Genomic DNA, 19,911 nt, shown 5'->3' on the forward strand with positions numbered 1-19,911 from the left:
CCGCATAGCGGCGAAAGGCGGGTTGAACAGCCTATGTTTTTTGCGAAGATGAAACTCTGGTGCGGTTACCCTGACTTTCGGTACCTTGACTATGTATGCAATCACATATATACTATAAATTAAAAGAGAGCTGGAGATGATTTTTGAATGGGATGAGGTTAAAAATGAAACTAACATAAAAAAACATGACGGTATTTCATTCAGAATAGCAGCTCGTATTTTTCTCGATAATAAGCGTATAGAAAAATACGACGAGCAACATTCAACTATTGAAGAACAGCGTTGGAATGCGATCGGTCTTGTTGAAGATGTGCTTTTTGTTGTGTTTACGGAAAGAAAGAACAATATAATTAGGCTTATATCTGCACGAAAAGCAAATCAGGAGGAAATAAATGAATACTATAGTAACTATGACATTAGATGATTTAAAGAAAACTCCGCTCACAGAAGAAGAAAAACAAACTATCCGAAAAGCAAAGTCTATCCCTGCTGATGATTGCCCCGAACAATCTAAAGAAGATCTTGCCAAATTCAAACCATGGTATGAAGTACATAAAAAAGATGAAAATAGTATTAAAATAGATGCTGATGTATTGGAATGGTTTAAAGCTCAAGGTAAAGGCTATAAAACAAAAATTAATGCTGTTTTACGTTCTTATGCGTTTGGCTGATGAAGCTGCAAAGTACAAAGTGCGAAGTGCGGCATTCGTCATTTCAGCGTTCGACATTCGACCTTTCCATCGTTCGTCCTTAGTAATAGGTGACCTATTACAGCTAAAATATGGCACATATTTCAGTACTATACTAGGCGGCCTCGTGGGATATTACAAAATTGGTTTATTGCGGGTTAATTTTATAAAGCTTCAATTTCTTCTTTGCAAAGCCTTGTCATTTGCATAATAAAATCAAGTTCGCAATTTGCTTGTTTCATCAGCTTTGCTGTTTCATGTTCTTCGGCACGCTGTACGGTTATATCGGTTTCATAATCATATTCGGCCAATAACATGTTTATTACCTCCTCTTTTTGAAACGAGGGCATCTCCTGCGTCGCACGGCAAAAAAGTGCCCTCGACATATACCCGATACGCCTGAGGCCGCCACGGATGGCGGTGGTTTCAACTTTACGATGTTTTGAGCAAAGCTCAAAACTCGAAGATGAAAAATGTACAAGGATGTACATTTTTCATCGGCCTTGAATCTGCTCCGCCTATTTTCAAAAAGGCTTATTCTTATAATGATTTCACTTCTTGAATGCTTAAACCCGTTCCTTCAGCTATTTTAGCAATGTCAAAGCCAAGACGCTTAAATGCTGCAGCAGTTTCAAGGGCTTTTTGGTGTGAGCCTTGTTCAATACCTTGCTCAATACCTCGTTCAATACCTTGCTCAATACCCTCGGCAAAGGCTATTTCACGTTCTTCAGCACGCTGTACGGCTATATCTGTTTCATAATCATATTCGGCGAGTAACATGTTGATTACCTCCTTAGTCTTGCGTTTTAGATAGTCTCTCAAAATATTGTTTTGTATACATTCCTCAATGGCTTTTTGAAAGCCGTTTTGAGAATCAGTTTTTTTCCATCTCCTTACCGTTTCTACAAATACGGTGTATTCCTGCATCGTTTTGCAGTTTTCCAGTATAGGATGCCTATTGTTCCGGTTTATGTTTATTACCTTAACGGTTAATTCAAGGTTGGGTTTTTCTGTGCTTTCTATAAAGGCTTCCGAGAGTTTTAGTGTTTTATCGGAAGGAAAAGGTTCTTCCCCATTGTAGAAAACATAGAATTCCGGGGTTGGAATATTAAGAAGTTTACGGCTATATTTTTCTTTTGATTCAAAGAAGGTTTCGTAAAGGCGGCTGATGTATTCAAGGCAGCGTAAAGGCATGTTGGGATTGATAGTTGATTGATGCTCCGCTAGAACTATAATTTTGTTTTCTACAAGGTAGGACACATCATTATAAAAAGTCATGTACAAGACTTGATCCAAGCGGATGTTCTTCAAAGCATCCGCAGCTGTAAGAGAAGTACCATGCAGAGCATTATAAAGCGATAAAAAGTTTTCTTTTGCCTTTTCATCTTCGCTGAATAAATCGACGAAGACCGAGTCTTTGTATTTTCTGTTTGAAGTACTCATAGCTATGTCTCCTTGCCGTTCGTATTATAACATAGATTAGCAAGTTTTTAAAGAGTTATAGATAGATATTTTAAGGGAGAAGTGCGAAGTTCAAAGTGCGAAGGACAAATGGCGAAGTGCGAAGTACAAAGTGCGACATTTGACATTCGTACTTTCCATCGTTCATCCTTTCAAAATATACGGGCATCTCCTGCGTCGCACGGCAAAAAACAGTCCTCGACGTATATCCGATACTCCTGTTGCCGCCACAGATGGCGGTGGATAGCTTTACAGTTTTTCTATATCTTCTTGAGATAAACCTGTCATAAGACAAATTTCCGAAATAGGGTACTGATGAGAAATCATCAACTTTGCCGTTTCAAGTTTTGTTTGATACGAGCCTTGTTCAATACCTTGTTCAATACCTTGCTCAATTCCTTGCTGTATGCCAATCATTAGGCTTTCTTGTCTTTGTACCGCAATGTCGGTTTCATAATCATATTCGGCCAATAACATGTTGATTACCTCCCGTGATTTTCTCGTTAAATATTCTTGTAAGATTCCTTTTTCTATACAGATTTTTACCGCATTGGTAAAGCCGTTTTCTATGTCAAGCAGGGTTTGTTTTCTCACTTCTTCAACAAAAAGGCTGTATTCTTCAAGCGGTTTGCACTCCGCGAGAACCTTATTTGCCTTATCCGTATTGATGTTCAGGACCTTTACTGTAAGCTCCAAAGGTAGTTGTTCAGGTTGTGTAATAAATGCATCCGACAGTTTTAGAGTTGTAGTTTCAGGGTAATCTTCTTTACCGTTGTAAAAAACGTAGAATTCCGGTGTTGGTATTTTTGAAAGTTTTCTTAAATACCTGTCGGTAGGAGCTTGTAGTTTCTCATAAAGTCTTGCGATATATTCTAAAAAGCGCAAAGGCATATTTTCGTTTATTGTAGATTGGTGCTCTGCAAGTACGATTATTTTGTTGTCCACAAGACAAGAAACATCGTTGACTATGTTCATGTACATGACATTATCCAGCCTTATGTTTTCTACAGGGCACGACAGTTGCAGATTTGTACCATGCAGAGCATTATAAAGCGATAAAAAGTTTTCTTTTGCCTTTTCATCTTCGCTGAATAAATCGACGAAGACCGAGTCTTTATATTTTCTGTTTGAAGTACTCATAGCTATGTCTCCTTGCCGTTCGTATTATAACATAGATTAGCAAGTTTTTAAAGAGTTATAGACAGATATTTTAAGGGAGAAGTGCGAAGTTCAAAGTGCGAAGGACAAATGGCGAAGTGGGAAGTACGGCATTCGTACTTTCAGACATTCGATATTTCCATCATTCGAACTTTCCAATTTTTTTAAAAAAATTTTACTATTTATTCAAAGTAAAACCCTATAATTATGTGAAGGCAGGAAGGAAGATACTGCCTGACACCTAAAATAGGAGTTCTTATGAATGAAGAGAAAATTTTAAACCCCAAGACCGATTGGGTATTCAAGCTGATGTTTTCCAAAGGCGAGGAAGGAAACAAGGCTCTCATAAGCTTTCTTAATGCTTTTTTGGAAGATTCCTACGGTAAAATCACAAAGGCCGACATCCTTAACACCGAGCTCATCAGGGATAGGCCGGCCGGAGAAACCTACCGCCTTGATTTTTTGATTAAGACCGATACAGGTCTTCTTGTAGACCTTGAAATGCAGCAGTTTTGGAAAGCCAATTACCCAAGGCGAAATCAAATGTACCTGATGCGCATGGCCTCACGATTTTTAAAGACCGAGCCTAAAGAAGATGATTTTTTGTACGCAATAAGCCTTTCGGTGTTCGGCTGTGACGTTCCTAAAAATGCAGAACTTGTAAGAGTATCTGAGAGCTCTGTAATTCAATATCTTTATGTTGAATTAAACGAGCTAATAGTTTATACTATGAAAAAGAGCTTGGAAGATTATAGCCTAAAAGACTTTTGGATAAGGTTTTTAGCCAACTATGAAGAAGACAAAAGAAGCGGAATGTTGGAAGAATTGTGTAAATTGGAGGAGGGAATAAGGATGGCAGAAGCAACACTCTTTAGGGTAACGGATGAAGAGAGGCGGATGGCAATAGAGCTCTCTAACGAAAAATACGAGATGTATGTCGAATGTGAAAGGAATGAAGCTAGAAGGCTGGGTTTAGAGGAAGGACGAGCTGAAGGAATAAATATAGGCTTAGCCGAAGGTCGTGCAGAAGGCCGAGCTGAAGGCTCATACCAAAATAAACTTGAAACAGCAAAAAACTTAGTTGAAATGGGATTTGCACTAGAAATTATTTCAAAAGCCACCGGCCTAAGCAAAGAAGAAGTGGAAAAACTTTAGAAAAGTTACTCGCAATAAATCAAGCTTTCCGGATGATGATTCGATATATAAAGTGATGTATCTTGCGATACGCAATGCGAGTAAAAGGTGGACGAGACTTATAAGGAATTGGCCTCTTGCCGTTAATCAATTTGCTATACTATTTGACAAAAGGGTTCCTTTTTGTTAATATGAAATAACCATTTACACAGTTTTTTGGACAAGGCCGTAAAAGGTGGACTATGCCTTTGACCCACCTGACGACTTCGTACTTCCTACCGTTCGGCATTCGAACTTTTCCTAGTTCGCCCTTTTTAGTACATCAAATACCTTTTCCTCTTCTTTAAAAACTTTTTTTCGCCGTTTTCGATAAATTTAAAGTAAGCATTTAGGGAAAGGCTCATTGTGCTTAGCTTATCCGTTCCGGTTAATAGATTTAGGCCGCAGCGTTTGGCAGGGTAGTTATTTATCTTAAACTTATCGGGATACATATCTCTTATCTTGTACATTACGGCAGTTGCGCTTTTGACAGGGGAAAATTTGGCTTTAGCCTTTACAATTATTTGCACCCCTTCGCAGAGTTCATCTTTATAAAGCGAAAGAGAGGGAGTAAAATAAGCCGGCTTAAAAAAGACTCCGGCAAGGTTGAGAGCGTTTAAAGTTTCGGCTAAGGCTTCGGCATCTATGTACGGGGCCCCAATGTATTTAAAGGGCATGGTTGTTCCTCGGCCTACCGAAATATTTACTCCTTCAAAGATGCAAAAGCCGGAATAGACCAATGCCGTATCGGGTGTCGGAATATTGGGCGAGGGCGGAATCCACATCAAGTTAAGGTCTTCAAAATAGTCTTCTCTCTTCCAGCTCTGCATCGGGATTATTTTTAAATCGCATCCTATCTTAAATTCCTCATTGAACATTAAGGCTAATTCCCCCACAGTCATTCCGTGACGCTGCACAATAGGAAAATAGCCGGTAAAAGATTTATACTCTTCTTCCAAGATATTCCCTTCGACGTTTATTCCGTTTATGGGGTTGGGCCTGTCAAAAACTATGAATGTTTTTCCGTCCCGGGCACAGGCCTCCATGGCATAAGCCATTGTGTAAATATATGTGTAAAATCTTGCTCCTACATCCTGAATGTCAAAGCACAAAACATCTATTTCCTTTAGCATTTCCTTTGTGGGCCGCTTTGTTTTTCCGTAAAGGCTGTAAACGGTGAGCCCCGTTTTTTTGTCTACCGTGTTCGCAATACCGGTTCCCTCCCTTGCGTTTCCCCTTATTCCGTGTTCGGGAGAAAAGAGGGCTTTAAGATTGGTTTTTTCATATAGAATTTCGATGCTCGATCTTCCCAAAGAATCCATACCCGTCTGATTGGTAATCAAGCCGATTTTTTTCCCATTAAAGAGATTTAAGAATTCGTCTACTCTTTCGATGCCTATCTTAAACTCCGGTTTACTCATCCTTTCTTTTGCAAAGGTAATAACGGCAAAACTTAAAAAACAAAATAAAAAAATCTTTTTTTTCATTTTGCCGTCCTTTCAAAATGTTTTTTTGCCAAGTTTTTATTTTTGTTTCTTGCTCGAATTTCTGAAAGCATGGATCTTCCTTTTTCGCTTTTTAAAAAAATTCTCAAGTTTTTGGATTGTTTTGACTGTTTAACTATTCCGTCCATTATTGCCGTTAAGTCTTTATAAAACCCATCATTATCATAAATCTCGGGCATGGTAGTTAAAAGTTCTTTTCTGCCTACGGCAAGTTCGATAAGCATTTGATCCAACAAGTCGTTATCGTAATTTTTAAATGCGGAATAAATGAAAGTCGTAATGGCTCCGTAATTTTTTGCAAGATAAAAATCTCCTTCATATTTTCCCCGTAAATGTTTACCGAAAAGGGCAGGAGTGTTTTTTGCACTCGTAAAAATTATAATTATTAAATCTTCTTTTGGATCGATTACGGTCAATGTTCCTGTCCAGCCTGTGTGTCCTATTGTGTTTGCACTTGCAAGCTTCGAAAAGGCCCGCGCATAGCTGTTATTAAGGCCTTGTCTCCTCCAGCCCAAGCCGGCCTGCGAAAAAAAGTTTCCCTGGCTTGTAAACAAATTTAAAACGCTTGAATCAAATAGTTTTATGTTTCCGTATCCTCCTCCGTTTAGCATTACCTGAGCAAGGACAGCTATGCTTTTGGCATTTGCAAAAAGCCCTGCATGTCCGCTTACCTCATTCATGGCGTTGTAAGCTTCAGGATCGTGCACCGTTCCGTGGACGGGCAGGTATTTTATATCTTTAAATTTTTCATCCTTCGATCTTTTTACCGCATGTATTTCGGTTGCTGCAATATTTTTTTTTGTGAAGCCTTTTTTTAAAGGTTCATAACAGACCGAATTTAAATTCAATGGTTTATAAAGATTTTCTTCTGCGTATTTATCCAACGGCATACCGGTTATTTTTTCGATAATCAAGCCTAAAAGTATATAATCTATGTCGGAATATAAGACCTCGGTGCGCGGAGGATAGATTAAAGAGGTATTGCAAATAAGTTCCAACACAATTTCCTTGTTTTCCCTCTTATCGTTTTTCTTCTTTTTTCTTATTTTTTTGTTTACATAATATTGTGCCCCGGCCGGAAAACCTGCCTGATGTTTTAATAGATCCGATACGGTAATTTCACTTTTGCCTTTAAAAAGAGCCTTTTTTTTGTCTTTAAATTCCGGGAAAAAATCGGTTACCTTATCATAAATAGAAATTTTTTCTTCAGAGAGAAGTTTTTGCAACGCAAAATTGACCGTGTACATTTTAGTATTGCTTGCCAAATCAAAAAGGGTCTCATTTGTTACGGGCTGTTTTTTTATGAGAGGTTCGCCGAACTCGTCTACAGTGCTTATATAACCGTAGGCAGAGTTTTTTATAATTTTTCCGTCCTTTACCACTACAATTTGTGCAGATGGAAAACCGTTTTCTATTTCTGCCTTCATGATATCGTCTATTATTTGAAAAGCTCGATAATTTACGTTATTTAATTTTTCTTTTTTTTCGATGATTGAAGGGTAGGGGATTTTTACCGACAAGATATATTCTTTATCAAAGTTTTTTTCGGCTTCAATATTTGTGATAAGTAAATTATTTGTGCCGTTTATTACCTCTTTACCGATATAAATTTGTGTGTATTTATTTTTACATATTTTTTTTGTATCTATTTTTTTCCCGTTTAAATAAAGAAGAAAGCTTTTTACATTTTCCGTATAAAAATAAACCGTTCCTTGATCTGCATAAGCTTTAAACGGAATAAAACTGTTTGTCAAAATGGAAGAATCATATTTTTCCTCATCTAAAGGAAAGCTGATATCTACCTGAAATCCGCACATATCGTTTTCAGATTCCGATTCACAAAATATTGCGGGCTCGCTTAAAGCTGTTCTTATTTTTGATTCTTGAACCGAACGGCATGATAAAATTAAACCGGCAACAAAAAAAACGCACAAATACTTTTTCATTTGACTATTGTATCATAAAATTAAAAAATAGAAAAGAAGAAAAAAATGCTTCTTGAATATGAAAGAATTATCGTATATAATTACCTTGGAGGTGACAATATGTCTAAATTTAAAATGCAAAAGGCGAGTGCCGAACTTTTGGATAAATTACTAAAACCTGTTGCATCGATTACCGGCGCCAAAAATGAAGGGTTTTTAGTAACTGCAGGATCAGGAATTGAACCCGGAAATTGGAATACGATGACTGCCGGCTGGGGTTCCATAGGTTTCCTCTGGAACAAGCTTACAGCCTCCGTTTATATACGCCCCACAAGATATACTTCGGAATTTACCGAAAGAGAAGATTATATGACTCTTTCTTTTTTTGACGAAAACGATTCATGGGCTCGAAAGGCCTTGGCTTTTTGCGGTTCCGTTTCAGGCCGCGATGCAGATAAGGCAAAAGAAACAGGGTTAAAACCCGTAATGCTTGAAGAAGGCGTTGTAGCTTTTGAGCAGGCAAAAACCGTTCTTGTATGCCGTAAGCTGTATCGAAGCGAATTCGATATGGACTTGTTTGTTGACCCTCAGATTATTATAGATTCATATCCGAAAAAAGATTTTCATTATGTTTATATTTGCGAGATATTATCGGTATATACAAAGTAAATTTGCTTAAACAATAAAGGGAGCTAGCGGCCTATGATGGATATGTTGGCTCCAAACCACTTTTTACTTGTTTTTTCTAAAAAATCGGTTTTAGCCATATTTTTTAAAGTGGATTCGACGGCTTTCATAAGGGCCGAATCCTCTTTTCTAAAGGCTATAACATATTCTTCATATGATATCGCTTCATCAAGAACCCTGTAAGAGCCGGTTTTAGCCCGTATTAGGCTATTTATCGACAATAAATCATAAACCAAGCAGTTTACTTCATCCTTGTCAAGAGCATTTAAGGCTTCTTGTGCTCTATGAAATACGGTCGTGTCTTTAAATACTCCATAAGTGAATTCCGCTTTTTTAAGACTTGAATGTATAGATGATACAGCCATAACTCCTATCTTTTTTTCTCTTATATCTTGGATAGAATAATAAGGCGCCTTATCTTTTACAACCAAAATTACAGCACTTTTTATATAGGGCTCAGTAAGTAAATACTTTTTAGCATTTTCCTCGCTATAGGCAAAGGCTCCCCATATACAGTCAATATCTCCGTTATTAAGCAATTTTTCTCTTTCATCCCATTTTATAACTTTAAAAATAGGTTTTATTTTCATTTTTGTGCATAATTCTTCTGCAATTTCGATGTCATACCCTTCCAGTTTAGTCGTAAAAAGGTTCAGAAAAGAAAACGGCGGGTAGTCATCCCTTATGCCTATTACAAATTCTTTTTTAACCAAAACTTTTGCCAGCGAAATATCATGTTGTTTTTTTTCTGTCTTTACGGCTTTGGGTTTGCATCCCGATAAACTTGAGACTATAAATAAAAATAGAATCATGAGTTTAAAAATATTCTTTTCGCTTTTTTTCATAAAAACTTCTCCCGCTTTATTTTCCGAAAATTACCATATCGGCTTCAAACCATTTTCTCGAAATTTCTTCAAGTTTTCCCTCTTTTTCTAAATCGAATAAGACTCTTTCCACTTCGTTTTTTAATGCAGTGCTCCCTTTTTTAAAGGCATACACATAAAAGTTCAAGGCTAATGCATCTTCGACAAGGCTGTACATATCCGGTTCTTTGGCTAAATATATTGCCATAGTTGAAACATCCCCCACGCAGGCATCTATGCCGAGACTTTTTAAATCGAGTAAAGCCTGAGGCGTATTATTATACGAATCTTTTACGGAATGGAACTTATTCATCAAATCGGGATTATTTTTGATGAGATCAACACCTAAACTTGTCTTTTGTCCGCCTATTTTTTTACCTTTCAGGTCTTCTATACTTTTAATATTATGTGATTTTAAAGTCAAAAATACTACTGCATTATGCAGATAGGGTTTTGTCAACTCATAAGTTTTATTTCTTTCATCGGAGTATGAAAAGCCCGATGCAATACAGTCGATAGAACCATTATCTATGCTTTCTATGATTTCTGCCGGTTTCATCGGCAAAAATTCTACATCGACATCCATTTCATCTGCAATTGCCTTAAAAACATCGATATCGAATCCTATAACTTCATTTTTTTGATTGTAAAAGCACATAGGAGGATTATATGCATTTACTCCGACAATGAGTTTGGATTTTACAAGAACCTGTGCAAGCGAAATATCATCCGACAATATTTCATAACTTTCATTTTTTTTGCAAGAAAAAATTAAAAAAATAGAAAAAATTGTCAAAAAAAAGACGGCTCTTGAGTTTAGTTTACTACGCATGAGCTTAATATATCACAGTATCTGCAAATTGTAAAGAACAGAAACGATACTTGTTTTTTCAAACTTTCCATTTGTTGAAACTTTTAAAAAAAAATGATAGACTAGGTGACAGGAGAAAATTTGTGAACGATAAGATTGCCATTATCGGAGCCGGTTCTTGGGGAACGGCTGTTGCCTGTTCTTTAGGGAAAAACGGGCACAGGGTTGTGCTTTGGAGCCATACCGCTTCGGTTGCCGATTCGATAAACACTGACCATATAAATGTAAAATATTTACCCAATCATAAATTGCCGGATACCGTTTCCGCTTCTACCGATATGGAAGAGGTTTGTAAGGATGCCGCATTTATATTTTTGGCAAGCCCCTCGCTTTATTTAACCTCTGCGGTTGAAGAACTGCTTAAATTTGCTCCCTTTGGCCGTGATGACGGCTCGATGCCCTATCCCACGATAGCGGTATTGACAAAAGGCTTTATTCCCGATGAAAACGGCGAGCCTCGTTTTATAATCGATGTTTTGGAGGATATGCTTCCCGATTTTTATAAAAATCATCTGGTTTATGTGGCGGGCCCCAGCCATGGGGAAGAAGTAGCCGAAGGTAAGCTGACCGGCCTTATAGCGGCTTCTCAAAATCCCATGTGTTCTATCCGCTGCCGGGAAGTTTTAAAATCGCGGAATATGCTCGTCTATTCCAGTTTGGATATAATCGGGGTACAGGTTTGTGCTGCCGCTAAAAACGTTATAGCCGTCGCATTCGGGGTTTTAGACGCTTTAACCGTAACTTCCGATATTTTCGGCGACAATACCGAATCCCTCCTCTTGGCAGCCGGTTTAAACGAGATTCAGATAATTGGCCGTGCTATGGGTGCTACCCATCCCGAAACCTTTACATCTATTTCCGGAGTGGGGGACTTGGACGTAACCTGCCGAAGTAAATACGGCAGAAACCGCCGTTTCGGCGACGAAATCATAACAAAAAAGATACTCCTTCCTTTTGAGAATTTGGATGATCTTATTAAAAATATCGATAAAATAGGCTATTTACCGGAAGGAGTAGTAGCCTGTAAATACTTGAACATTCTTGCAGAAAAACGTAATTTAAAGCTGCCCATATGTTCGGGTCTTTATAAAATATTAAACAAAGAATTAAAACCTCTTGACCTAATAGAAAACTTATTGAAGGGAGACACAAAGTAATGCTCGAAAATATTACCGAAAAATTCGGCGGGATAATGCGCTCTTTGAGCGGTAAATCCAAGATTACCGAAAAAAATATCGAGGACACAATTGAAGAAATAAAGACGGCTCTTTTGGATGCCGACGTAAACTTGCGTGTTGTACGCCGTTTTATAAATGCTACAGCCGAAGAAGCCAAGGGCGAAAGGGTTTTAAAATCCGTAGATCCCGGTCAGCAGTTTACAAAAATCGTATATGACAAGATGACCTCATTTTTGGGAGACGAAAAAAAATCCCTCGACCTCAGGGGCCCTGACACCCAATCGGTCATCCTCTTTTTGGGACTTCAAGGTTCGGGAAAGACGACAAGTGCCGCAAAATTAGCCTTAAAGCTTAAAAACGAGGGCCGTAAACCTCTTTTGGTTGCCTGCGACCTTGTACGCCCGGCTGCCGTGGAACAGCTTTCCGTTTTAGGCGAAAGTATAAATATCCCGGTTTACAAAGAAGAAACAAAGGATGCTCTAAAAGTCGCTAAAAATGCTCTCGGCTTTGCCAAAAAGAACTTTTACGATACGGTTATAGTCGATACGGCAGGCCGCCTCCAAATCGATGAAGACATGATGAAGGAAATCGTCAATATCAAGTCGGCCGTAAAACCTTTGGAAACAATTCTTGTGGCCGACTCAATGACGGGCCAAAGCGCCGTTGATGTTGCAAAGGAATTCGACGGACAGGTTGGGCTTTCCGGCCTAATCCTTACCAAATTCGACTCCGACACAAGAGGCGGTGCAGCTCTTTCTTTAAAAACCATCACAGGTAAGCCTATTTTTTACATAGGTACTGGCGAAAAAGTTGAAGACCTCGAACCCTTTTATCCCGACCGCATCGCAAGCCGAATCTTAGGCATGGGCGACATCGTTTCGCTTGTCGAAAAAGCTCAAGCTGTTTACGATGAAGAAGAGGCCGAAAAGCTTCAAAAAAAGATGCAAAGCGAAACATTCAGTCTTGCCGATATGCTCATGCAGTTGGAACAGGCCGAAAAGATGGGGCCATTGGAGTCCATGCTCGATATGATTCCGGGGCTTTCAGGCCGGATAGACAAGGATAAGCTAGATCTTTCTCTTTTAAAACGCCAAAAGGCTATAATTCAATCTATGACCTTAAAAGAAAGGGATAATTTTAGAATTATAGGGCCTCCCCGCCGTAAACGCATTGCAAAAGGTTCCGGAACATCGGTAGGTGATGTAAATAAACTTTTAAAACAATTTGAAAAAACGCGTCAAATGATGAGGAAGGTATCAAAAAACAAGGGCTTACAGGCAAAGATGATGTCGGGAGGCCTTTTCGGATAGGTTTACCCATTAAAATTAAAAGGCCTTGATGCTTTAAGCTCAAGGCCTTTTAAAAAGATTTAAAATAAAGTTTTTTCGAATTTTAGGGGCGCATCTTTTTTTCGGATTTGGTTTGGCATGCAATGCATTTTAAAGCGTAGGGCAGGGCTTTAAGCCTGTCATCCGGTATCTGCTCCTTACAGGTAATACATTTTCCATACTTGCCTTCCCGTATCCTTTCCAATGCCGAATCAATCTTTTGAAGCTTTTTAATATTGCTTTCTCCGATAAAATCAAGCATATCCCTGTCGGTACTATACGAGGCCAAATCTGCAAAGTCTTTGGGGATGCTGTTTGCCAAAGTTTCTGCGTATTCTTCATCATTTTTTTGTAATGATGTAAGTATCTCCTCCCGCTCCTTAAGCAAATATTCTTTCATTTCCTCAATAAACTTCTTTTTCATACACTTCTCCTAGTTGACAATTTTTTTAATAGACTTTAGAATTATACGACTGAATTTAAAAAAAATCAAATGATTTTTCAAAATTTATTCATTTTTTTGGAGGTCTTGTGGCTAAGGAAGAAGCAATTGAAGTTGAAGGTATTGTTAAAGAATCCCTTCCCAACACTATGTTTAGAGTTGAGTTAAAAAACGGACATGTTATTTTGGCTCATTTATCAGGAAAGATGCGAAAGCATTACATTAAAATTGTACCGGGAGATACGGTTAAAGTTGCCCTATCCCCCTATGACTTGACCAGAGGCAGAATTATCTTCAGAGAAAGATAAATGCCAAGGTCTAACTGAATATCGCGGCATAGCCTTTTCGTATTCGGATGATGCCTTCCGAAACAAGGTAAAAGGCTAAAAGCAATCCGAACATTCCTAAAAAGACAGCTCTCGTAAAAAACAAAATTCCGACGATTGTTAGTACTATCCCGCGTATAATGATTTTAAAAGCCTCTTTGAGGGGAATTTTTTCTTTTTTCTTGGCATTATTTTCTTTTGTCTTTCTCCAGCTTTTCCACCATTCAGAGGTAAATATATCTTCACCGAAGGGATTGTCATTTCGGCCGTAATCGCTGCTAAAAGCTGCAAACGGATCCGAAATACTCAGATCATAATTTTTACGCTTTTGAGGATCAGATAATACGGAATAAGCCTCGCTTATCCTTTTAAATTTTTCTTCAGCTATTTTGTTGTCAGGATTTTTGTCGGGATGATATTTCATAGCCAAGCTGCGATATGCATGTTTAATTTGGTCGTCGTCAGCTGTTCTTGAAACATTCAATATGCTGTAATAATTTTCCACTAACCTATCACCGTTCCTTTAAATTCTTTACCGTTTAGAATATTTTCCAAATTCTCAATGTCTTTTCCGGCAGCACAAATTACTCTTATACCTGCTTTTTGAGCTCTCTGGCTTGCTACAGGGTCAAAAGGCGTATTTTTGCCCGGAACCCATTCTGTTCCGACTATTTTGATAAAATCTTCCCAAGAGATGTTATCTATGGGTTTTGCATCAGGATTTTTTTTGGGGTCATCCGTGTAAACTTTGGCGATATTTGACAGGTTTACAACTAATTCACCTGAAAATCTTTCTGCAAGCAAAACTGCATCATTATCTGTAGAAAAACCGGGCTTCCATCCCGCTGCAACCAAAATTTGTCCTGCAAACATATCGACTGCAGTAGGGTCATAAACTACAGGATTTGGGCAAAGATCCGCAAAAATAGCCTTTACCAGCTGTGCATTGAGCCTTGTAGCCATTATTCCTATCCAATCCGCTTCATCATTGCATATTGAGCCCTTTCTTAGATCACATACTGTTCTATATGCATTTTGATAATCCCGGGCAGGAGCTCCGCCTCCGATTACCATTATAAGTTTGCGTGTTGAGTCTTGCGAAAGCCAATTCCTGACGGTTTTCGAAAATTTATCCAAGAAATCAAAATCCGGCTTATCCGGGGCTACTATAGAGCCTCCTACCGACAAAACTGTTACCATAATTTCCCTCCTCAAGGATAATTATCTTAATACTAACAACTATACATAAAAAAAAGTTTCTTAAAAATTTCGGTTAAATGCATTGTATCGAATTCTGAGGCTCCGGCGGAGGATAAAAGTTCGGTAAAAAAAGTTTCGTTTTCTTTTTTTCCTCCCTTTTTAAATAAACCCAGTCCGGTAAGGTATTTGCATATTTGTTCTGCATTATCCTGAATCATCTTCATCGAGGCTTTTTTTAGGTGAATGTTTTTTTCTTCGGGTTTATTGCCTTTTTCGGCTATATAGAGCGAATAGCAAAGGACTAAAACCGCATGAGAAAGGTTATAAGAGCCGTAGTCTTCTTCTGCAGGAATATTAACCGAAAATGAGCATATATTAAGCTCTTCATCCGTAAGTCCTGTTCTTTCATTCCCGAAAACCAAACCAAGCCTTCCTCCGTAAAAATTTTTTAAATTAAGGCAAAGTTCTTCAGGGCTCATTCCTAAATTTTTGCGTTTATGCCCGGTTCTTCTGCTTGTTCCTGCTAATGCAGAGCAATCTGCTCCGGCTTCTTTTAAGCCTTCAACCGAAGGAGGGTAAAATCGTGCATTTTTCCAAATATGGGAAGCATGGAGAGCCAGTTTTAAGACCTCGGTTTCGTCATAATCTTCTTTTTTTCCTGTAATTCTTAGGTCATTAAGGCCGGTATTTGCCATTACCCGGCATACAGCTCCTATATTTGCAGCGGTTTCAGGCCGGCAAAGAATAATTGTTTTTTCAAAGTTCATGTCTGTATATTGCCGTCATTGCGCCGTTATGTCAAGCGAAAGTAAAAAAAAAATCGTTAAATTCGGCAGAATAAGCTACAACAAGACAAATATTAGCCGATATTGTAACTGTAAACGGATGTCTTTGTTTTTATATGGTATTCTTTGAATTTATTAAATGTACAAGTTACAGAAAAATGGATATTTTTCTTGTTTTATGTTTGACTTTTTTTAAAATAAAGGGTATAATACAAGCTAGAGATACTGGATTATTTCTTTATTTTGAAAATAAATCGGGAGAATTATGAGTAATAACAGTGTTATAGCCGGCTTCGATGATGAAAAAGATGATAGTTTGAAGATCAGGCTTCAAAGAGTAGATGGACTTGATAAATGCGTGGTAGTTTTTTTAAACGGCTACATCGATACCTACAATTCTGCGTTTTTTCAAAAACGCATTGCTAAGATTATAGACGGCGGTTTTATACAGATTGTGTTTAACTGCGCCGCATTAAATTATGTTTCGTCAACAGGTATAGGTTCATTTACGGCCTTTTTGAAAACCGTAAAGCCCAGAGGCGGGGATATAGTTTTATTGGATATTCAGCCCAAGGTATACGAAATATTCCAACTTTTAGGCTTTTCACAATTTTTTAATATCAAAGATGCTTTATCGGATGCTGTAGCGTTTTTCCAAAGCTCAAGTACGACTGCAAATGCACAAGTATTTCCTAAAATATTTGCATGTCCCATATGTTCTAAAAAACTTAAAGCTACCAAGGCCGGCCGATTTAGATGTTCCGAGTGTAAGACCATATTGGCCATCGACAACAATGCTCAAGTATTTTTGGGCTAATCTCATCTTAAAATAATTGCAGCTTATATTTACCGATTTATTATATTAAAGCTGTAAGCTGCAATTATCTATCAATCTTATCTTATAAACTAAACGAATTAACTGAAAGAGGGGAACCTATCCATATACCTTCTGCACCAAGATATTCTTTCTTTTTACCCTTAATCAAAAATTGAACCGAACTGACAGTCGAAAATTCGCATGCCGTAAAGACTATTTGTGCAAGCTGGGCTTGATAGGCTTCGATACCGTATCGGTTAAATTGAAAATCTTCACTTATGTTTATTTCGGCTACTCCGTTTTTTACTTCGATCGATAAAAGTTTTGTATCGGGAGGAATAAACGAACGGAATCCTTGTTTGGCTTCCGCTGTTGTAGGCCCCTGTAAAAGACTGTTTATTGCATCGGTAAGAGGGGAGTCTGTTTTTACAAGTTCTCTCATGACGGCTTTTCGTACCAGCTTCCCGTCGGATTCTATTTTTACCAAATAAATTTTTGAGCTGCGTTTTTCGGCTTTCTTTTGCTCATGTTTAGGTTCTTCCTTTTCTCTGATTTTTTCATCAGGCGCAGAATGTTTAACATTGTCTTTTTTTGTCTTTTTTTCTTTTTGAGGCTGAGAAGGCGTCTTTTTTTCTTCTTTTTTTTGTTCAATTTCATTTTTAGGCTTATTTTCATCGGATGTTTTTTGCGGTACCGGTTTATCGTCTGCCGTTTGAGTTTTTTCTTCGCTTTCCCTGCCGGTGTTTTCCGCTGCTCTGATTTTTTCTATTTCATTTTGAATGCCTTCAAGGTCTACTTCATGTTCTTTTTCGTCTTTTACTTCTTTTTTTTGGAATATACTGATTGCGTCCGTGTTTTTGAAAACTCGGGCGATATTATCTTTGTTGATAAAAAAGAGGAGAGCTATCAATAAAATAAACGCCAGCCAAAAAAAACAGCCTAAAGATGTATTTTTCTTTTTCATAATATCTGACATAATAATATATTTTGAAAAAAAATACTATACTTTTTATAAAAAAGTATATACATAATGTTAAAAAAATTGTATAATGGTAGAATATGATAATAGCAATTGATGGACCTGCAGGCTCAGGCAAAAGCACTCTGGCAAAGATGCTTGCTGAACGTTTGAGCATCACATTTATGAATACGGGCAGTTTTTACAGGGCTTTGGCTCTGGCTGTACTGCGCTCATTTGGAGGACGAAATGACGGAAGCGGCGGACAGACTCCCGATCTTTCAGATGAAAAAAAATGGACATCATTTGCGGAAAAAACGGAACTTTTTTATAAAAACGGCTCAATGTTTTTAGGTGAAGAAAATGTCGAGGCCTATCTTAGAAGTGATGCCGTAGAATCCATTGTTGCCCCTCTTTCGGCTATAGTTCCCATAAGGCGGATATTAAATAAAAAAATTCGTGAAGAAGCCTCCAAAACAGGAGCTGTTTGTGAAGGACGGGATATGACCACAGTGGTTTTCCCGAATGCCGATATAAAATTTTACCTTGATGCTTCTGCAGAGGCAAGGGCCAAAAGGCGTTTTGATCAGGGAACAAGTAATCTTTCATTGGAAGAAATAAAAAAGACGATTCTTGAAAGAGATGAAGTCGATAAAAACAAAAAAGAAGGAAGTTTAAAAATAGCTCCCGATGCGATATATCTTGATACATCGGGGTTAAATATAAATGAAGTTTATGCAAAAATGCTGGCGAAGGTGTCGGCAATAATGCCGGCGTCAAAGTCGGAAAATATAAATAATAAAGGGTTATCTATGGAAAAGATGGAAGTGGTAAAGGATGTTGAAAAAGACTCCAATGGAAACATCCAAGCACAATTACAAGAGGAGTACTTAAACAATTTTGAGGCTCCAGAGGCGGGGACAATTAAAGAAGGTTATGTTGTTGCTGTAAACAACGGAACCGTTTTTGTCGATGTAGGCGGTAAATCCGAAGGTCATATTTCTTTGGATGAGTTTGATGAAGAACCTAAAATTAACGATAAGGTAAATGTTCTTATCGAAAAAACGGAAGGTTCTAACGGACATTTATCCGTATCAAAACTTAAGGCCGATAGGCTTATTCTTCAAAGAGAGTTTAAACTGGCTTATGCCGATAAAACTCCCATTGAAGGTACTATTTTAAAGCAGGTGCGAGCCGGTTATGAAGTAAAACTCGGCGGCGGTCTGACTGCTTTTTTACCTCTCAGCCAAGCCGATGTCTCACGCGTTGAAAAGCCTGAAACCTTGGTAGGCTTAAAGTCGAAATTTTACATTGAAAAACTGAGCTTTAATTCGCGCTCAGGAGAAAATATTGTTGTAAATCGGCGCAAGTACATGGAAGAGCGTACCGAAAAAGAACGAGACGCTTTTTTTGAAAACACGAAGATAGGCGACACGGTAAAGGGTTCGGTTAAGAGTTTTACAAGTTTCGGCGCCTTTATCGATTTAGGCGGTTTTGACGGTCTTTTGCATATCAATGATATGAGCTGGGGCCACGTAACCCGTCCTAAGGACTTTGTAAAAAAAGGTGAAGAGATTGAACTTAAAGTAATCCGCCTTGACCCCGAGAACAAGAGAATAAATCTTTCGTTAAAGCATTTTACTCAAGATCCGTGGCTTCAGTTTGAAGATAAATTTCATGTTGATGATATTGTTACCGGAACGGTTACGAAGACAACCGACTTCGGTGCTTTTATTGAGTTGGATGAAGGAATCGAAGGTTTGGCCCATATCAGCGAGTTCAGCTGGGTTAAAAAGATTAACAAACCTGAAGACATCTTAAAGCCCGGAGATAAGGTAACATGTATGATTCTCGGCTATGATATTCAGGCCGGAAGAGTTTCTTTAGGGCTAAAGCAGGTTACCGATAATCCTTGGGATACGATTGAAGAGCGCTATCCTGTAGGAACCCGTTTGACAAGAAAGGTTGTAAAAATTACAAATGCAGGCGCCTTTATTTCACTTGAAGAAGGTATTGACGGATTTTTACATGCAGACGATATTTCTTGGATTAAGCGCGTAAAACATCCCGGCAGTGAGCTTGAAGTAGATAAAGAAATTGAAGTTATCGTTATCGAGTGCGATGCCGAATCAAGAAGAATACGCTTGGGTATCAAACAGCTCACCGATGATCCGTGGGAAAAATTTGCCGCAGCTTATAAGATCGGTTCGACTGTCGAAGGTGAAGTTTCATCAATTACCGATTTCGGTGTATTTGTAAAGGTTCCCGGAGATATTGAAGGTCTTATTCACAAACAGAATTTGGTTGAATCCAGAGATGAAACTCCGGAAGAAGCTCTTGCAAAATATGCCGTAGGAGACAAGATCAAGGCTGTAGTAATCGAAATAAATCCGAGAAACAAGAAAACCGCTTTCTCTATTAAAGATTTTAAGCGAAAACAACAGCAGGAAGAAATTTCTCAATATATGTCAACCGAACAAGAAGATGACGATTCATCTTATACTCTTGGAGATCTTTTAAAGAATAAACCGGAGTAAATTCCGTT

The 19,911-nt window shown here is 38.1% G+C and carries 21 protein-coding genes; 9 read left to right on the plus strand and 12 right to left on the minus strand.

Translation table 11 applies throughout. From position 1 onward, the window contains the following. Nucleotides 1-136: 136 nt before the first annotated feature. Together E4O01_RS03110 and E4O01_RS03115 are read left to right on the plus strand one after the other, a co-directional pair. Nucleotides 137-424, plus strand: a complete 288-nt coding sequence (locus E4O01_RS03110; protein ID WP_253687318.1) for a BrnT family toxin — start codon at nt 137-139, stop codon at nt 422-424. After that, nucleotides 393-671 carry a BrnA antitoxin family protein gene (locus tag E4O01_RS03115; RefSeq protein WP_253694284.1) on the plus strand — a complete coding sequence of 93 codons (279 nt, stop codon included), beginning with the start codon at nt 393-395 and terminating at the stop codon, nt 669-671. The genes E4O01_RS03110 and E4O01_RS03115 overlap by 32 nt, the downstream gene beginning before the upstream one ends. 182 nt (nt 672-853) lie before the next feature. On the opposite strand, the gene E4O01_RS03120 is transcribed toward E4O01_RS03115, so the two are convergent. The 3 genes from E4O01_RS03120 to E4O01_RS03130 form a co-directional block, all read right to left on the minus strand. Next, the gene (locus E4O01_RS03120; protein ID WP_253694286.1) at nt 854-1,006 is read right to left on the minus strand and encodes a hypothetical protein; all 153 of its coding nucleotides are present in this window, start codon (nt 1,004-1,006) and stop codon (nt 854-856) included. Nucleotides 1,007-1,229: 223 nt separating this feature from the next. After that, a complete protein-coding gene (locus tag E4O01_RS03125; protein WP_253694288.1) occupies nt 1,230-2,132 on the minus strand; it encodes an Rpn family recombination-promoting nuclease/putative transposase in 903 nt (300 codons plus the stop codon). A 267-nt stretch (nt 2,133-2,399) separates the two neighbouring features. Further along, complete coding sequence (locus tag E4O01_RS03130; protein ID WP_253694290.1) at nt 2,400-3,290, minus strand: Rpn family recombination-promoting nuclease/putative transposase; 891 nt, start codon at nt 3,288-3,290, stop codon at nt 2,400-2,402. A 276-nt stretch (nt 3,291-3,566) separates the two neighbouring features. On the opposite strand from E4O01_RS03130, the gene E4O01_RS03135 reads away from it, so the two are divergent. Further along, a complete protein-coding gene (locus E4O01_RS03135) occupies nt 3,567-4,463 on the plus strand; it encodes a PD-(D/E)XK nuclease family transposase (RefSeq protein WP_253694292.1) in 897 nt (298 codons plus the stop codon). Between the two features lie 293 nt (nt 4,464-4,756). Here the strand turns inward: E4O01_RS03135 and E4O01_RS03140 are convergent, their stop codons facing one another. Together E4O01_RS03140 and pbp4b are read right to left on the minus strand one after the other, a co-directional pair. Then, a complete protein-coding gene (locus E4O01_RS03140) occupies nt 4,757-5,968 on the minus strand; it encodes a DUF1343 domain-containing protein (protein ID WP_253719320.1) in 1,212 nt (403 codons plus the stop codon). Further along, nucleotides 5,965-7,932: a penicillin binding protein PBP4B gene (gene pbp4b / locus E4O01_RS03145; RefSeq protein ID WP_253694297.1), complete on the minus strand. Its 1,968-nt coding sequence runs from the start codon at nt 7,930-7,932 to the stop codon at nt 5,965-5,967. Before pbp4b ends, E4O01_RS03140 begins: the two co-directional genes overlap by 4 nt. Nucleotides 7,933-8,031: 99 nt before the next feature. On the opposite strand from pbp4b, the gene E4O01_RS03150 reads away from it, so the two are divergent. Continuing rightward, nucleotides 8,032-8,580, plus strand: coding sequence for a hypothetical protein (locus tag E4O01_RS03150; RefSeq protein ID WP_253694299.1), 549 nt, complete (start codon nt 8,032-8,034; stop codon nt 8,578-8,580). Nucleotides 8,581-8,603: 23 nt separating this feature from the next. Here the strand turns inward: E4O01_RS03150 and E4O01_RS03155 are convergent, their stop codons facing one another. Both E4O01_RS03155 and E4O01_RS03160 read right to left on the minus strand, forming a co-directional pair. After that, entirely contained in the window at nt 8,604-9,443 is an 840-nt protein-coding gene (locus E4O01_RS03155) for a substrate-binding periplasmic protein (protein ID WP_253694301.1), read from the minus strand. Between the two features lie 16 nt (nt 9,444-9,459). After that, nucleotides 9,460-10,293: an ABC transporter substrate-binding protein gene (locus E4O01_RS03160; protein WP_253694303.1), complete on the minus strand. Its 834-nt coding sequence runs from the start codon at nt 10,291-10,293 to the stop codon at nt 9,460-9,462. 122 nt (nt 10,294-10,415) lie between these two features. Here E4O01_RS03160 and E4O01_RS03165 point away from each other — a divergent pair, with 122 nt between their 5' ends. Together E4O01_RS03165 and ffh are read left to right on the plus strand one after the other, a co-directional pair. Continuing rightward, complete coding sequence (locus E4O01_RS03165) at nt 10,416-11,489, plus strand: NAD(P)H-dependent glycerol-3-phosphate dehydrogenase (RefSeq protein ID WP_253694305.1); 1,074 nt, start codon at nt 10,416-10,418, stop codon at nt 11,487-11,489. Further along, nucleotides 11,489-12,820, plus strand: coding sequence for a signal recognition particle protein (gene ffh, locus E4O01_RS03170; protein WP_253694307.1), 1,332 nt, complete (start codon nt 11,489-11,491; stop codon nt 12,818-12,820). Before E4O01_RS03165 ends, ffh begins: the two co-directional genes overlap by 1 nt. Before the next feature lie 82 nt (nt 12,821-12,902). Here the strand turns inward: ffh and E4O01_RS03175 are convergent, their stop codons facing one another. Then, nucleotides 12,903-13,262, minus strand: a complete 360-nt coding sequence (locus E4O01_RS03175) for a TraR/DksA family transcriptional regulator (RefSeq protein WP_253694309.1) — start codon at nt 13,260-13,262, stop codon at nt 12,903-12,905. A gap of 107 nt (nt 13,263-13,369) precedes the next feature. On the opposite strand from E4O01_RS03175, the gene infA reads away from it, so the two are divergent. Continuing rightward, a complete protein-coding gene (infA, locus tag E4O01_RS03180; RefSeq protein ID WP_002668257.1) occupies nt 13,370-13,588 on the plus strand; it encodes a translation initiation factor IF-1 in 219 nt (72 codons plus the stop codon). A 10-nt stretch (nt 13,589-13,598) separates the two neighbouring features. On the opposite strand, the gene E4O01_RS14690 is transcribed toward infA, so the two are convergent. From E4O01_RS14690 to E4O01_RS03195, 3 genes are read right to left on the minus strand one after another with little or no spacing between them, the layout of a single operon-like run. After that, complete coding sequence (locus E4O01_RS14690) at nt 13,599-14,111, minus strand: DnaJ domain-containing protein (RefSeq protein ID WP_305879942.1); 513 nt, start codon at nt 14,109-14,111, stop codon at nt 13,599-13,601. Then, the gene (gene pyrH, locus E4O01_RS03190; RefSeq protein ID WP_253694311.1) at nt 14,111-14,806 is read right to left on the minus strand and encodes a UMP kinase; all 696 of its coding nucleotides are present in this window, start codon (nt 14,804-14,806) and stop codon (nt 14,111-14,113) included. Before pyrH ends, E4O01_RS14690 begins: the two co-directional genes overlap by 1 nt. A gap of 32 nt (nt 14,807-14,838) precedes the next feature. Continuing rightward, entirely contained in the window at nt 14,839-15,573 is a 735-nt protein-coding gene (locus tag E4O01_RS03195; RefSeq protein ID WP_253694313.1) for an RNA methyltransferase, read from the minus strand. A gap of 283 nt (nt 15,574-15,856) precedes the next feature. Here E4O01_RS03195 and E4O01_RS03200 point away from each other — a divergent pair, with 283 nt between their 5' ends. Beyond that, complete coding sequence (locus tag E4O01_RS03200; RefSeq protein WP_253678547.1) at nt 15,857-16,408, plus strand: STAS domain-containing protein; 552 nt, start codon at nt 15,857-15,859, stop codon at nt 16,406-16,408. Between the two features lie 82 nt (nt 16,409-16,490). On the opposite strand, the gene E4O01_RS03205 is transcribed toward E4O01_RS03200, so the two are convergent. Then, nucleotides 16,491-17,372: a GerMN domain-containing protein gene (locus tag E4O01_RS03205; RefSeq protein WP_253694314.1), complete on the minus strand. Its 882-nt coding sequence runs from the start codon at nt 17,370-17,372 to the stop codon at nt 16,491-16,493. 95 nt (nt 17,373-17,467) lie between these two features. On the opposite strand from E4O01_RS03205, the gene rpsA reads away from it, so the two are divergent. After that, nucleotides 17,468-19,903, plus strand: coding sequence for a 30S ribosomal protein S1 (gene rpsA, locus E4O01_RS03210; RefSeq protein ID WP_253694316.1), 2,436 nt, complete (start codon nt 17,468-17,470; stop codon nt 19,901-19,903). Nucleotides 19,904-19,911 lie beyond the last annotated feature (8 nt).

This window comes from Treponema sp. OMZ 790, from assembly GCF_024181285.1.
GTDB lineage: Bacteria > Spirochaetota > Spirochaetia > Treponematales > Treponemataceae > Treponema_B.